Source organism: Actinophytocola oryzae (assembly GCF_004364325.1).
Lineage (GTDB): Bacteria > Actinomycetota > Actinomycetes > Mycobacteriales > Pseudonocardiaceae > Actinophytocola > Actinophytocola oryzae.
Genome location: NZ_SOCP01000024.1, coordinates 104,516 through 118,728, shown reverse-complemented (window position 1 = coordinate 118,728; position 14,213 = coordinate 104,516). Strand labels below are relative to the sequence as shown.

General features: G+C 69.7%; 11 protein-coding genes and 1 pseudogene. 5 read left to right on the top strand and 7 right to left on the bottom strand.

What is annotated here, in order from left to right; all coding sequences use genetic code 11:
• Positions 1-368: 368 nt before the first annotated feature.
• Positions 369-818: a hypothetical protein gene (locus tag CLV71_RS41945; RefSeq protein ID WP_133908531.1), complete on the bottom strand. Its 450-nt coding sequence runs from the start codon at positions 816-818 to the stop codon at positions 369-371.
• Positions 819-888: 70 nt separating this feature from the next.
• On the opposite strand from CLV71_RS41945, the gene CLV71_RS41940 reads away from it, so the two are divergent.
• Complete coding sequence (locus CLV71_RS41940; RefSeq protein ID WP_133908530.1) at positions 889-3,237, top strand: serine/threonine-protein kinase; 2,349 nt, start codon at positions 889-891, stop codon at positions 3,235-3,237.
• Positions 3,238-3,310: 73 nt separating this feature from the next.
• Here CLV71_RS41940 and CLV71_RS41935 read toward each other — a convergent pair whose 3' ends face one another.
• Both CLV71_RS41935 and CLV71_RS41930 read right to left on the bottom strand, forming a co-directional pair.
• Positions 3,311-4,096, bottom strand: coding sequence for an FHA domain-containing protein (locus tag CLV71_RS41935; RefSeq protein ID WP_208297997.1), 786 nt, complete (start codon positions 4,094-4,096; stop codon positions 3,311-3,313).
• Positions 4,097-4,126: 30 nt separating this feature from the next.
• Positions 4,127-4,654 carry an ArsR/SmtB family transcription factor gene (locus CLV71_RS41930; protein ID WP_133908529.1) on the bottom strand — a complete coding sequence of 176 codons (528 nt, stop codon included), beginning with the start codon at positions 4,652-4,654 and terminating at the stop codon, positions 4,127-4,129.
• 43 nt (positions 4,655-4,697) lie between these two features.
• Here CLV71_RS41930 and CLV71_RS41925 point away from each other — a divergent pair, with 43 nt between their 5' ends.
• The 4 genes from CLV71_RS41925 (at position 4,698) to dusB (ending at position 10,613) form a co-directional block, all read left to right on the top strand.
• On the top strand, positions 4,698-5,906 hold the full coding sequence (locus tag CLV71_RS41925; RefSeq protein ID WP_133908528.1) for an MFS transporter: 1,209 nt from the start codon (positions 4,698-4,700) through the stop codon (positions 5,904-5,906).
• A 10-nt stretch (positions 5,907-5,916) separates the two neighbouring features.
• Positions 5,917-9,060, top strand: coding sequence for a DEAD/DEAH box helicase (locus CLV71_RS41920; protein ID WP_133908527.1), 3,144 nt, complete (start codon positions 5,917-5,919; stop codon positions 9,058-9,060).
• Between the two features lie 61 nt (positions 9,061-9,121).
• The gene (locus tag CLV71_RS50310; protein ID WP_166664477.1) at positions 9,122-9,439 is read left to right on the top strand and encodes a hypothetical protein; all 318 of its coding nucleotides are present in this window, start codon (positions 9,122-9,124) and stop codon (positions 9,437-9,439) included.
• Between the two features lie 46 nt (positions 9,440-9,485).
• Positions 9,486-10,613, top strand: a complete 1,128-nt coding sequence (gene dusB / locus CLV71_RS41910; protein WP_133908525.1) for a tRNA dihydrouridine synthase DusB — start codon at positions 9,486-9,488, stop codon at positions 10,611-10,613.
• A gap of 2 nt (positions 10,614-10,615) precedes the next feature.
• Here the strand turns inward: dusB and CLV71_RS49850 are convergent, their stop codons facing one another.
• The 4 genes and pseudogenes from CLV71_RS49850 to CLV71_RS41895 all read right to left on the bottom strand — a co-directional run bounded on the left by CLV71_RS49850 (position 10,616) and on the right by CLV71_RS41895 (position 14,090).
• Positions 10,616-11,146 carry a hypothetical protein gene (locus CLV71_RS49850; RefSeq protein WP_243867316.1) on the bottom strand — a complete coding sequence of 177 codons (531 nt, stop codon included), beginning with the start codon at positions 11,144-11,146 and terminating at the stop codon, positions 10,616-10,618.
• A gap of 1,185 nt (positions 11,147-12,331) precedes the next feature.
• Positions 12,332-13,042: pseudogene (locus tag CLV71_RS50815) on the bottom strand (serine/threonine protein kinase); the annotation flags it as partial.
• A complete protein-coding gene (locus CLV71_RS41900) occupies positions 13,039-13,581 on the bottom strand; it encodes a hypothetical protein (RefSeq protein ID WP_133908523.1) in 543 nt (180 codons plus the stop codon). The gene CLV71_RS41900 and the pseudogene CLV71_RS50815, both read right to left, overlap by 4 nt.
• Complete coding sequence (locus tag CLV71_RS41895) at positions 13,581-14,090, bottom strand: hypothetical protein (protein ID WP_133908522.1); 510 nt, start codon at positions 14,088-14,090, stop codon at positions 13,581-13,583. The genes CLV71_RS41900 and CLV71_RS41895 overlap by 1 nt, the downstream gene beginning before the upstream one ends.
• Positions 14,091-14,213 lie beyond the last annotated feature (123 nt).

Sequence of the window (14,213 nt, the reverse complement as noted above, 5' to 3'; positions counted from 1 at the left end):
AAACGTGAGATTTATTCAGAAGGGTAGCGGCCGACAATGCGGTCGCGTCACGACAGGCGAAAACGCGTCTTGATCAACGCCAACGCAGATGGTCGCCTTGGGCAGCCCCCACCCGATCCCGGGGGCACCCCGCCACGCCAGTCTACTCGGGGGCAATGACAAAAGCCCTGGTCAGCGTTGGGCTGTGGATAACTTTCGCTGGTGGGGTCGAGCCAAGGGGACATTCGTGCGGTTGCGCGGTCTTCGTGTGGGGCCTGGGCTGCCACGAGTGCGGTTGGCGCGGCCTGCCGGGGCCCAGCGTTACGAAGGCGTCCTTCGTAACGCTGGGCGTCAGGAAGGAGTCCTTCGGTACGTCGGGGCGCACACGGTCACGGCGGGGACATTCGTAGGACGGCGATGCCGTTGACGGTCGCCAGCGCGGCGATCGTGAAGCCGTTCAGTACGACCGTCGCGTTGCCGCCGGGGTCGGCGTACAGCTGGGCGCTCAGTGTGCCGTTGCCGTCCGCCGTCACGCCCGTGAGGTACGCGCCGTCGACGTCGTCGACACGTTCCAGCGTGAACGACGCGATGCCCGTGGCCGGGTCCATCGGGATGGTCACCGGCGCGCGTAGCTCCACCTCGCACGTCCCGTCGTAGCAGGCCGTGACGTCCGAGCCGTCCTTGGCCTTCGGGAGGTTGGGGATCGTCTGGGTCGGCGGCGGGCCGGGATCCGCACTCCCCGGCGGCGCCGACGTCGACGGGTTCGAGTCGACCACCTGTCCGGTGCCGATCGGCGAGCCTGCCACCTCGTTGGTACATCCGGTGAGCAGTACCGACAAGGCGACGACCCCTGCGAGGCGCCTGGCATCATGAGTTTGCACGGTGACATCCAGTTCGGGGAGTTCCTGGTTGCACGACATCACTGACGACCAGTTTCCCAGCCAGCCGGAACTCAGTGACAAACTGCCGAGGTTCCGGCTGATCCGGAAGCTGTCCGAAACCAAGATGAGCGTCATCTATCTCGCCGAGGAGAAGGATCTCGGCAACCGGCCCGTCGTGGTCAAGGTGATCGCGCCGATGCTGGCCGAGGAGGACAGCTTCCGCGAGCGCTTCCGTCACGAGATCCTCCGCACCGCCAACCTCGGCCACCACAACATCGTCCCGGTCTACTCGGCTCACACCGACGGCGAGCTGCTCTACCTGGTCATGCCCTACATCGAGGGTCCCAACCTGCGTGACCTCCTCCGCGGCGGCCCCATCGACCTGCCCAGGACCGTCCACATGATCCGCGAGGTGGCGTCCGCCCTGGACTTCGCGCACGCGGCAGGCATCGTGCACCGGGACGTCAAGCCGAGCAACATCCTCATCCACCAGCCCACCGGTCGCGTGATGCTGTGCGACTTCGGTATCGCCGCCCCGGCACTCGGCGAGCGGCTCACCGAGGTCGGCAGGCAGGTCGGCACGCCCGGCTACCTCGCGCCCGAGCTGATCCCCGGCAGCGACCGCGGCCACGCCCCCGTCGACCCCCGCGCGGACGTCTACTCGCTCGGTGTCGTGCTCTACCAGTGCCTGACCGGCCGCCCACCGCACCAGCACTCCGATGTCGGCGCCCTGCTCTGGGCACAGGGCCACGAGGACCCCAGACCCGTCAGCGAGGCACAGCCCGGACTCCCGAGGGCACTCGACAAGGTCCTGGCCACGGCACTCGCGAAGCGTCCCCAGGACCGGTACCGCACCTGCACGGAACTCGCCGACGAGCTGACGCTCGCGGTCACCGGCGGCCGGGTCCGCGGTGTGCGGCGCACGCGACCGCACCGCGCGCTCCCGTGGAAGCCGGTCGTCGCGATCGCCGCCGCGGTGGCGGTCGTCGCGACGGTCGTCGTCGTCCTGGTCACCAACACGGGTGCCGACGACGCGGAGAGCCCGATCTTCCGTGTCCCCCCGGTACTGCGGGGCGACTGTGACTCCACCGGGCCGTCGCCGGACATCACCGGCGCAGGGGAAACACTGCTGTGCCACGACGGCGACCAGCTCGTGCGCTTCAGTCTCTTCGCCGACCAGGCCACTATGGACAGTGCCTACTCCATCGAGACGGAGAAGTCCGGTGTCGCACGGGACAACGGCGACTGCACGAAGGCCACCGGCGCGGAACACCGCTATCCCAACGGAGGCGACCAGGTCGGCCGCGTCCTGTGTTACACGGACGGCGGCACCACACGTCTCGTGTGGACGAACGACCGCGACCGCACGATCGCCGAGACCGAGGTCCGCGAGGCGGACGACCGGCGCCTCGCCCAGTCGTGGACGGGCTGGGTCGGCATCCCCGCCTACCCGACCGACGGCGAGAAGTCCCTTGTGGACCTCGTGGAGCTGGCCAGGTGCGGCCGCGCGGAGGCGGGCACGCTCTCGTCGTTCCGCGACCTGGTGGCAGGCATCGACTGCGATCCTACCCAGCAGGGCGCGAACGCCGTGTCGTACTACCGGTTCGGCAACGTCGACGCGATGCGCCGCACGTACGACCAGCACGTCCGCGCCGTGAACGCGCCGAGCGGGTCGCTGTGCATCGACTCCCCGCTGCCCGCGAACTTCCTCGGCAACCGGGCCTACGACCTGCGCAGTGTCGACCTCGGCACCATGCTGTGCTACCTGGACGAACGCGGCCAGGCGGTGCTGGAGTGGACGGTCGAGCCGCTGCTCGTCATGGTTCGCGCGACGGGGCCCAAGCCGGAGGACCTCGTCGACTGGTTCGAGCAGACCTACGGGATCCCGCTGCCGAAGGTCGTGGACGCGGCCAACAAGAAGTCGCGGCCGCCGTTCCCCACGGTGGCCGAGTCGGCGTTGCTCGGGCACATCCCGGAGGACGCCAGGAAGAACTGCATGCGCCCGCCTGCCAGTCAGATCAAGGTGAACCGGGCCGGGGCGAGCACTGCCGCGGTGGTCTGTGGCCCGACGCCCGGCGCGACGATCGTGTTCTACTACCAGTTCCCGGACAAGGCGTCGATGGACGCCGCCTACCTGGGGCAGCAGGACGTCAGCGGACGGGACTGCCTGCAGAACCCGCCGGACTTCCACGCCGACGCGCCCTACTCGCGTGGTGGGGACACGGGTCGGCTGTCGTGCGCTTCGGTGCGGAGCAACCCCGGCAACCTGCAGCTGTTCTGGACCTCGGACCGCACGAACATCCTGGTGATGGCGTTCCAGGGGTGGGAAGCCGCCGACATGCTCTCCTGGTGGCAGAGCACGGGTGGGCCTGCCTAGCGTTCATCGACGCCGGCTCCCGGGGGCGCCTTGACGAGCGTGCGCGGGGCGGCGGGTTGACCGAGCGCACAGGTCAGTCGTCCTGGTCGAGTAGGCGCAGGTCGGGTGGCCGGAGCGTCGCGGACTGCAGCAGTTCGTGGATGAGCTGCTGGTTGACCATGTTGCCTGCCGGGTCGCCCCAGTCCTCCAGCCTCAGCCCCGAGACGTACGGCTCCAACCGCTGCCGCACCTTCAGCACCACGTTCGCGGCCTTCTTCTCCGTCCATTCCGAGTGTGTGGTGGACGCACCGTTGAGGTCGGCCGCGACCTGCTTCCACGACTGCGGCTGCGGATGTGGCTCCTGCCGCAGGTACCGCATGGCGAGTGCGGCCAGCACGATCCGCTCGTTGTCGTCGATCGGCCACATGTCCGCACCAGCCGTGGACGTCTCGTCGTCCGCACCGACCAGCGTGTCGCGTCTGCCCGTGCCGACCACCCGCACCTCCAGCAGGTGCTCGCGGCGCTTGGACGTGCGGATGAACAGCGGGCTGTAGCCCTCGGTCACCGGCACCTCGTTGCCGGACAGGAGGAACCGCGACTGCGGCAGCCGAATCGGCAGCTTGCCCTCGTTGCGCAGCCACCACTCCGTCCCCGTGCAGACCAGCCTGCCCTGCAGGCGGCTCATGCGCGGGTCGTCCGCTCCGATACACACGTGCACGTCCGGTTCCCTGCGGCCGAACACGACCTCGAAGCGGTCCCTCGGCGGCGCGGCGAACCCGCCCGTGGCACCCAGCACGAAGATGCTGCCCGGTGGTGCAGGCGGCACCACGCCCGCCAGGCCGCCGACCGAGGCGGGCAGCTGCTGTGGATAGAACGTCACCGCTCCTCCTCGACCGTCGGCAAGTCCATGTCACTCAGTATGGGTCGGGTTGTCGGGGACCGGTCCCGGCAACATTTCGAACGCCATCAGGGTGACTCCGATCGGTGTCGCGCCGGGTGTGCGTGGTGGCACCGCGTACTCGTGCAGGTCGTACATCAGCTCCAGCAAACGTTTGCGGTACTCGGTCCACACCTCTGGGGTGAGCCACAGCTCCGCGTCCGTGACGGCCGAGGCGGAGTCGGGCACCCGCATGGCCAGCCGCGTTCGCATGTTGTTGACGAACGCTTCCGTAAACATGGGCGACGCATCCGTGCGGTCGGAGAGCGGCGTGCCCTTGACCGTCCGGTACAGGCGTTCGCGGCCACCGCGTTTGGGCCGGACCTCCGTCAGCTCGACCAGGCCCGCGCGGTCGAGCGTGCGGAGGTGCTGGCTGGCCAGGCCGTGCGAGATGCCCAGCTCGGCGGCCAGGTTCGCGGCGCTGAGCGGGCCTGCCCACATCAGCGACAGCATCCGCAGCCGAGTCGGATGGCCGAGTGCACGCAGAACGGGATCCACCATGGCACCCAGTATGCGACCCCCTAGCGATTGCTAGGGTGTTGTCATGGACTTCCGGCGGTTGTGGCTGGCGGACGCGGTCAACCAGCTCGGCACCCGTATGACGTTTCTCGCCGCCCCTCTCGTCGCGGTTCTGTACCTCGACGCGTCCACGTTCGAGGTGGCGCTGGTCAGGACGTGCGAGACACTGGGGTGGCTGGTGTTCGGCCTGCTCGCCGGCGCCTGGGTGGACCGGGTCCGGTGCCGACCGGTGCTGCTGTCGACCGACCTCGGGCGTGCCGTGCTGATGCTGACGGTGCCTGCCGCCGCGTTGTTCGGTGCGCTCACGCTGTGGCACCTCTACCTGGTGATGTTCCTCGTCGGCGTCCAGACGGTGTTCTTCGAGGTCGCGCACCAGACGTACCTGCCACGTCTGCTCCCGCCGGACGAACTGGTGCCCGCGAACGCGAAGCTCGCGGGCAACGCCTCGGTCGCGGCGCTCGCGGGTGCCAGCCTGGGCGGGTTCCTGGTGCAGCTGTTGACGGCGCCGTTCGTGTTCGCGGTCGACGCGGTCTCCTTCCTGTGGTCGGCACTGTGGGTGCGTGCGATCCGGCATCGCGAGCCGCCGGTCACCCGTGCGCCTGACCGTCATCTGGGTAGAGAGATCGCGGAGGGTGTGCGGTACGTGTGGCACAGTCCCCTGTTGCGGCCGATCGCCCTGTCGACCGCGACGACCGTGCTCGGCCAGGGCGCCGGGATGGCCGTGAGCACGGTGTTCCTCGTCCGGGACATCGGGTTGTCCGCCGGCGTGATCGGCCTGCTCGGCACGGTGGGGTTGCTCGGCGCGCTGCTGTCGTCCGGCCTGGCCCGGCGGCTGGTGACGTGGATCGGCCGCCCCAGGGCGATGGTCTACGGGACTGCGCTGATGGGGCTCGGGTTCCTGGCGCAGGCGTTCACGACGCCCGGCTGGGGACTCGTGTGGTGGGTGGCCAGCGGTTTCGTCGCGAGCTTCTGCATCATCCTGACGAACGTCGTGTCGGCGACGATCCGGCAGACGGTGTGTCCACCGCAGCTGCTCGGCCGGGTCAGCGCGACCATGGAACTGACGATGTGGGGCGTGATGCCGGCGGCGGCCGTGTCGGGCGGGCTGCTCGGCGCGGTCGCCGGGACACGGGTGGCACTGCTGGCGGCCGGTGCGGTCTCGTGTCTGGCTGTGACCTGGCTCCTCGCCTCCCCACTGGCGAGGCAAACCGAAACTGTCGGTGTCACTCGCTAGCTTGTCCCCCATGAAGAACGCCATGCTCGACGGCGCCGACCTCATCGGGCTCGAGGAGGCGGCCGGGCCGTCGTCCTACGCACGCGGGCTTGCCTACGCACGCAAGCACGCGGTCGTCAGCATGCGCTGGGACGAGTCCGCGTGTGCCGTGCGTGGCCGCGTGCAGGGCTCACACGGCGAGGTCTACTCGACCACGGCCTACTTCGCGTCCGGCTTCGGACAGGCTCTCGGGTTCGCGGAGGGCGAGTGCGACTGTCCCGTCGGGCTGGACTGCAAGCACGTGGTGGCGCTGGTGCTCACGGCGGCCGGCCGGGTGGCAGGCGCGCCACGCCGCACCAAGGTGACGTGGGAGCAGTCGCTCAACGCGTTGCTGACCCCGGCCGCGGACGCCCAGGGCACGACCCCGCTGGCGATCGAGCTGTCCCTGGCCGGCGAGCCTCGCGCGTACGCACGCGTGGTTCGTCCGGGCCGATCCGGCTGGGTGGCGGGCGGCCTGAGCTGGACGCGGCTCGAGGGCGATTTCCTACCCGCCCACGTGCGGCTGCTGCGTGAGCTGTACGGCCTGTCGGGCTCCTACGACGAGCGCTTCATCGACCTGTCGGGCTTCGACAGCCCGCGCCTGTGGCCGATGCTCGCCGAGGCGGACGAGCTGGGTCTGCGGCTCATCCACAGCCGCGTCCGCCTTGGTGACGTGGCACGCCATGACGACGCCGTGCTGCTGCTGGACGCCACCCGCAAGGGCGCGAACCTGGTGCTGGACCCGGCGCTGCGGATCCCCTCCGTCCCGGACCCGGTGCCGGTGACGTTCATCGGCGACCACGGGGTGGTCCACGTGGACCGCGGAGAGCTGAGCAGGGAGCCTCGCGAGTGGCGCCTCGCCCTGGCACGTCTCAAGGACCCGGCCCCTCCCGCGTTGCGGCAGCTGACGGCACACGGGCGCAGGCTGGAGATTCCCCTCAAGGAGCAGCGGAAGTTCGCGGCCGAGTACTACCCGCGGCTGCGCAGGCTGGCGCCGGTGGTGTCCTCGGACGACTCGTTCACCCCGCTCGCGATCTCCGCCCCCAAGCTGGCACTGCACGCGGACTATGGCGAGGGCCACCGCCTGGCGCTGCGCTGGGAGTGGGCGTACGAGGTGGAGGGCAGGGCGGAACGCAGCTCACTGAGCGGCCAGGTGGCCCCCTACCGTGACGAACGGGCGGAGCGGGCGCTGCTGGCGGACCTGGCCGACGTTCCCCTGGAACAGTTCGGGCTCCGCTCGAACGGCACCCTGTGGCCGTCGGAGATCCGCGGCATAGACACGATGCTGTTCACCACCGAGGTGTTACCGCGCCTGCTGGACCGTCCCGAGGTGGACATCTCCGTCGACGGCGAGTCGGTCGACTACCGCGAGGTGGGCGACTCGGTGACGATCGGCGTGTCCACGAGTGCGATCCCCGGCGACAACGACTGGTTCGACCTGGGCATCACCATCCGGGCGGAGGGGCGCGAGGTCCCGTTCCTGGACGTGTTCGTGGCGCTCGCGAGGGACCAGTCCCACCTGCTGCTGCCCGACGGCGGGTACTTCTCGCTGGAGAAGCCGGAGCTGCAGGCGTTGCGGCGGCTGATCGAGGAGGCCAGGGCGCTGCAGGACGCCTCGGACGGCACGCTGAAGCTCAGCCGCTACCAGGCGACGCTGTGGGACGAGCTGGCCGCGCTCGGTGTGGTGGAGGAGCAGGCGGAGGCGTGGGACCGGCAGGTGAACGGCCTGCTGTCCGTGTCCACCGCGGCCACCGCGGAGGTGCCGTCGACGCTGACCGCCCAGCTGCGGCCGTACCAGGTGGACGGCTACCGCTGGCTGACGTTCCTGTGGGAACACCGGCTGGGCGGCATCCTCGCCGACGACATGGGCCTGGGTAAGACCCTCCAGTCGCTCGCGTTGATCTGCCACGCGCGGGCGGAGCACCCGTTCCTGATCGTGGCGCCCACGAGTGTGGTGTCCAACTGGAAGGCGGAGGCGGCGAAGTTCGCCCCGACGCTGAACGTGGCCACCGTGACCCGCCGGGGCACCCCGCTGCCCGTGGACGCCGACGTGGTCATCACCTCGTACACGCTGCTGCGCCTCGACGCGGAGAACTACGCGAACCAGACGTGGTCGGCGCTGATCATGGACGAGGCGCAGTACACGAAGAACCACCAGTCGAAGGTGTACCAGAGCCTGCGCAAGGTCCCGGCGCCGGTGAAGCTCGCGATCACGGGCACTCCCATGGAGAACAACGTGATGGAGCTGTGGTCGCTGCTGTCGATCACGGCGCCGGGCCTGTTCCCCAGCCCGACCCGCTTCCGCGACTACTACGCCCGCCCGATCGAACGCGACAACGACACCGAACTGCTGGCGCAGCTGCGTCGGCGCGTGCGTCCCCTGATGAAGCGGCGGACGAAGGAGCAGGTGGCGGCCGACCTGCCGCCGAAGCTGGAACAGGTCCTCGAGGTGGAGCTGGCCCCCAGGCACCGCAAGCTGTACCAGACGGTGCTGCAGCGGGAGCGTCAGAAGGTACTCGGGCTGCTGGACGACATGAACGGCAACAGGTTCACGATCCTGCGCTCGTTGACGTCACTGCGTCAGCTCGCCCTGCACGCGGGGTTGGTGGACGAGGAGCACGCGGCGATGCCGTCGGCGAAGATCGACGCGCTGGTGGAACAGCTCGCGGACGTCGTGGCGGGTGGGCACCGGGCCCTGGTGTTCAGCCAGTTCACGAGCTTCCTCTCGATGGTGCAGTCGCGGCTGGCCGCGGAAGGCATCGACTACTGCTACCTGGACGGCAAGACGCGGAACCGCCAGAACGTGATCTCCGCGTTCAAGGACGGCAGAGCCTCGGCGTTCCTGATCAGCCTGAAGGCAGGCGGCTTCGGCCTGAACCTGACGGAGGCGGACTACTGCTTCCTGCTTGACCCGTGGTGGAACCCGGCGACGGAGGCGCAGGCGGTCGACAGGACGCACCGCATCGGCCAGACGCGCAACGTGATGGTCTACCGCCTGATCGCGAAGGACACCATCGAGGAGAAGGTGATGGCTCTGCAGTCCAGGAAGGCGGAGCTGTTCAGGAACGTCATGGACGACGGCGAGATCTTCAGCCCGACGCTCACCAAGGAGGACATCCAGGCCCTGTTCGAGTAGCGGCGGCCCACTGCACTGAAGGACGCCTTCGTAACGCTGGGCGTCATGAAGGACGCCTTCAGTGCGTTCCGGCCGGTGGGGCGCTCGCGCACGGGTTAGCCGAGGTCGGACAGGTCGAGGACGAAGCGGTAGCGGACCCGGCCTGGTCATCAGGGACTTCGACACCGAGCCGAAACGCAGGGTGATCGCCGAGGCCCAGGCGGTAGGACGGCTGCGGTCCGGCGACCCCGTCAGCCTGCTGGCTCTCGTCCACGGCACGGCGTCCGCCTGGTCACCTGCCAGCGGCATCTACGCCGCCACCAGTGACGAACCCTCCGCCGACCACGACCTGCGCCGCGCCCTGCTGCGCGAGTGCGTCGAGCGTGCCGTGGCGCCCTGACGGCCCCGGGCGGGTTCCCCGCTCGACCACCGCTCACAATGGAGCCATGGCAGCAGTCGCGAAGGCCCTGCGAATCGGTCCGTACCAGGTCGATCCGCCGGTCGTGCTCGCGCCGATGGCCGGGATCACGAACGTCGCGTTCCGGCGGTTGTGCCGCGAGTACGGCGCCGGGCTCTACGTGTGCGAGATGATCACCGCGCGGGCGCTCGTCATCCGCGATCCCAAGACGTGGCACATGATGACGTTCGACCCGAGCGAGTCACCCCGGTCGGTGCAGCTCTACGGGGTCGACCCGGCGACCATGCGCGAGGCCGTCAGGATCATCGTGGGCGAGGGGCTGGCCGACCACATCGACACGAACTGGGGCTGCCCCGTCGTCAAGGTCACCCGCAAGGGCGGGGGCGCCGCGCTGCCGTACAAGCGCAGGCTGTTCGCGAACATCATCCGCGCGACGGTCGAGGCGGCCGGGGACCTGCCGGTGACCGCGAAGTTCCGCATCGGCATCGACGACGAGCACCACACCTACCTCGACGCGGGACGGATCGCCGAGGCGGAGGGGGCGGTCGCGGTGGCGCTGCACGCACGCACCGCCGCCCAGCGCTACTCGGGGCAGGCCGACTGGACCCACATCGCCCGCCTGAAGGAGGCGGTCACGACCATCCCCGTGCTCGGCAACGGCGACATCTTCACCGCGGCCGACGCGCTGGCCATGGTCGAGAAGACCGGCTGTGACGGCGTGGTCGTGGGGCGCGGGTGTCTCGGACGTCCCTGGCTGTTCGGGGAGTTGCAGGCCGCGTTCGCCGGGACGCCGATGCCCGCCGCGCCGAACCTGGGTGCGGTGGCCGCGGTCCTGCGGCGGCACGCCGAGCTTCTCGTCGAGCATGACGGCGAGGACAAGGGCATGCGTGACCTGCGCAAACACATGGCGTGGTACTTCATGGGGTTCCCGGTCGGCGCGGAGATCCGCCGACGGCTGGCCATGGTGTCGTCGCTGGCCGAACTGGACATCCACCTGGCCGAACTCGACCCCGACGTGCCGTTCCCGGCGGCGGGCGAGGGGCCCCGGGGGCGGCAGGGGTCGGGCGGCAAGGTCACGCTCCCGTACGGCTGGCTCGACGACCCCGACGACCCGACCGTCCCGGCCGGGGCCGACATGATGCACTCGGGCGGCTGACCCTACTTTCGGCAGCTGGCGCCACGCAGGGGCTGCGGGTCGCTTTCGTAGACCTGGTCGCCGTCGGAGGCCTGGACGAGGAAGCAGTACTTGAGGCCGGGCTGCACGTCGATGGTCATGGAGTGGTTCCGCTCGGCGAGGAGCACCCGGGTGGTCTCTCCCTCGGCGGCGACGACCACGGCGAAGTCGAGGTCGCGGGTGGCCTTCCAGTTGAGCTGGACCTTGTCGGTCAGGTCGGTGGGCTGGTCGAGTTCGACGGTCACCGCGCCACCGGAGTCGGACCCGCCGGCGGAGGGCACTCTGGGCGTGCTGGACATCTCGTCCGGGTCTCCGCGGAGGAGCAGGAGTGGGACCAGGGCGAGTAGGGCGAGGAGGAGTGCCCCAGCGGCCAGCAGGTCGTAGCGGACGTGTCGGCGGCCGGGCTGGTCGGGCGGCGGGCCTGCGAGGACTGTCGCGCGCCGCATGCTGCCGAAGTCGTCGTCGAACTCGCCGGGCCGGGCGCCGCCGAGCACGACCCCGTCGCGGCGGGGCATCGAGAACTCGACTGTGGCTGGGACTTCTGCGGGCACCAGTGGGGGTGCGAGTGGGAGTAGGGGTTCCGGGGTCGAGGGGTCATGCTCGTCGGCGGGTGGGATCACTACCCCGGCTGGTTCGACAGGTGGAGGTTCCTGGGCCGCGGCGGGGCGTGAGTCCGCCGCTGGCGCGGGCAGGACCACGGCCTCATCGGAGGGTCGGGGTCTCGGTTCTGTGTTGGGACGTGGGGTTTCCTGGACCGAGGGAGCTGCCGGTCCCAGGGTTACGCCCGGCAAGGACGTTGGCTCGGCGCGCTTTCGGGAGTCCGGTGCGGCATCCTGGGCCCGGGCGGGGAGCGCGTCACCTGGGGGGCGGGCGGATTCCTCTGGGGGGAGCGTCGGTTGCGGGAACGACGGCGAAACCGGAGTCGGAGCAGGCACCGGTGGCGCGGACGGCACCGGCTTCGCAAGGGAACGCGCGGCATCCTGGGCCGAGCTGGGAACCGTGGCGGCAGGCGGAGCGGCGGACGCTTCCGATGGGTGCGTCGGTTCGAGGAGTGGCTGCGGATCCGGCGGTGGGGCAAGTACCTGTGGTGTGGGTGGGGAAGGTTCCTCCACGGGAAGCGGGGGTTCCTGGGCTGGAGCGGGAACCCTGCTGAGTGGCGGATCGACGGGCTGCAGGGGTGCGTGTGCCGGTTCAGTGAGCGTCCGAGGGTCCCGCGTCGGGGCGGAGTTCGGTGTGGACGGTTCCGGCTCCCTGGGTGATCGCTGGGCATCTTCGACCAAAGCGGGAGTTCCGGGGGCAAACGGTTCGGCAGGCGCCGGCCGCGAAGGTGTCGGCTCTGTAGAGGGCTGCCGATCTGGTACCTGGGCAAAACTGGGTGGCGCCGACTCCGCAGGTAGCTGCGGAACATCCCGAAGGGGGCCTGGGGGTGGCCACGTGGTGTTCGGCACTGGCCGTCGGGGTGGTGTCGGGGTGAACGGGCGGGACTGGGCGCGCGGTGGCGGGGCCTGCGTCGGCCATGTGCTTCTCGGCGCGTTGGGCACGTTCAGGGCGAAGTCGTCGAAGTCCAGTGGGGCTTCGGGGGGTGCCGGGAGTGGTGGCTGGTCGAAGTCGTCCCAGTGTTCCGTCGGGGGTGGGGGTGGCTGGTTCGGGAGCATGGCCGTCAGTTGGGCCGCTACCTGGGCCGCCTCGCGGGGACGGTTCTCCGGGGTTGTCGCCAGCAACCTCGCTACCAGCGTGGACAGTCCTACCGGGACGTCCTTGCGGTTGATCGCCGGGACCGGTTCGCCCAGGATTCTCAGTACTCGTTCGCCTGGTTGTTCGCCCAGGCGGCCCGGGTGGGGGGAGCGGGCCGTCAGGGCGAAGTGCAGCACCGCTCCCAGGCCGTACAGGTCCGTCTGTTCGTTCAGCGTGCCTGTGCGCAGGGTCTCCGGGGGGAAGTACTCGATCGCGTGTAACGGGTCCCTTGTGAACGCCTGACGCAGTGTCACGCCGAAGTCGCTCAGGGCCGGTTCGTTGTTCTCCCGGAACACGACGTTGTTGGGGGACACGCCACCGTGCACCACCCCGACGCTGTGGGCCGCCGACAGGGCCGTCGCCATTGCTTTGCCCAGTACCGCCACGTCCACCGGCGACAGGGGGCCCACTCGTTCCACCAGGGCCGCCAGTGTCTGGATGCACAGCTCCATGCGTAACGCCGACTCGCCTGTCGGCAGCTCCTCCACGCCGTCCACCATCAGGATCGACGTCGTTCTTCTCACCGTGGCCAGCTTCGCCTGTTCCTTCGTGAAAGCTGACATCGTTCGTTTGTCGAAGCGTTTGGGGAACACCTTCACCGCTACCGGTACGCCCGCCCTGTGGCCCGCGTAGACCGTCGCCACCGGGCCGTCGTCGATCCTCGTCAGGTCGTTCATCGGCGGACATCCAGGTAGCCGCAGCTGTTCGCCAGGATCGGGCGCAGGTCTGCCAGCACGCCCGCCGCCTCGTCCTCCGCCGGGTTCTCCGACACCTTCGCCCTTATCTCGCAGGTGTGCCACAGCGTGGGGGCCAGCGCCGACCACTGCCACAGCTCGTACGCCGTCGCCGACAGCACCGCGGGCTCCTGGTCCGGCAGGCCCACCGCGTACTCGTCCGGGTTCTCCGGCGTGTTGCCCAGGCCCACCTGCAGTGGGTACAGACGGTAGGCGCGGGTGAAGTCCACCGGTGTCGTCGCCTGCGCCAGGAGGCCCGCTGACAGCAGTCTTTCGACCGACTCCGGGGCGTTCGGCAGCTCCGCCTGGGACGCCAGTCGCACCACGTCCTCAACCGACCACTGTGGACTGTCCTGGTGGGACAGTACCCACACGCCGAACTCGTCCGTCGTCATCGTCTGGTGTTCGAGGCCCACCCGCACGTAGTGCAGGCTCTCCGGGTGGCGTTCGCCCATGTAGTGGCCTATCGGGAACACCGTCATCAGACGCCCTCTGTCCGTACGTCGAAGCACGCCACGCGCGACGCCAGCAGGTGGGGTGCCGTCTCCAGGGCACCCGCCAGCACCTCCGCCGGTTCCGTCTGCTCGGTGGTCGTCACTCCCGCGGCCACGGCGACCGCCGCCGCCTCTTGGCACGCCGACCACAGGTCCGGTGACAGGTGCGCCCACTGCCACAGGTCGTACAGCGGGCCGGTCATCGCCACCAATGGCTGGTACAACAGGCCTGCCGAGAACAACCACGGCTCCTCCACCGTGTTGCCCAGGCCCAACGCCAGTGGCAGCAGGCGGTGGGCGGACGCGAACGCGATCGGGTCGTCGGTGCTCGCCAGCAGGCCTCTCGACTCCAGCGCGGGCGAACTCGCCGCCGTCCACTCCTCGTACTCGGCGACCGACAGCTCCACCAGCTCGGCTCCCACGCGCACCTGGTGCACCGGCGGGCTGCCGGCACCGTCGTGGAAGACGCCCAGATCGTGGCCTACCGGAACCAACACGAGTGCCACCCTCCCGCGGCGTGTCCGCTAGCTGCCGAGCCCGTTCCCCGGATGCACCTGCCCGGTCATGGTAAAGGGGTCCACCGACACGGGTGGCACCGTCGGCAGGAAGCTGACGCACGG

Excerpts from the sequence above, each read along its gene's own strand:
- CLV71_RS41925 (WP_133908528.1), top strand. The coding sequence starts at position 4,698 with ATGGACTTCCGGCGGTTGTGGCTGGCGGACGCGGTCAACCAGCTCGGC.
- CLV71_RS49850 (WP_243867316.1), bottom strand. The coding sequence starts at position 11,146 with ATGCCCCGCCGCGACGGGGTCGTGCTCGGCGGCGCCCGGCCCGGCGAG.
- CLV71_RS41930 (WP_133908529.1), bottom strand. The coding sequence starts at position 4,654 with ATGGTGGATCCCGTTCTGCGTGCACTCGGCCATCCGACTCGGCTGCGG.
- dusB (WP_133908525.1), top strand. The coding sequence starts at position 9,486 with ATGGCAGCAGTCGCGAAGGCCCTGCGAATCGGTCCGTACCAGGTCGAT.
- CLV71_RS41920 (WP_133908527.1), top strand. The coding sequence starts at position 5,917 with ATGAAGAACGCCATGCTCGACGGCGCCGACCTCATCGGGCTCGAGGAG.
- CLV71_RS41900 (WP_133908523.1), bottom strand. The coding sequence starts at position 13,581 with ATGACGGTGTTCCCGATAGGCCACTACATGGGCGAACGCCACCCGGAG.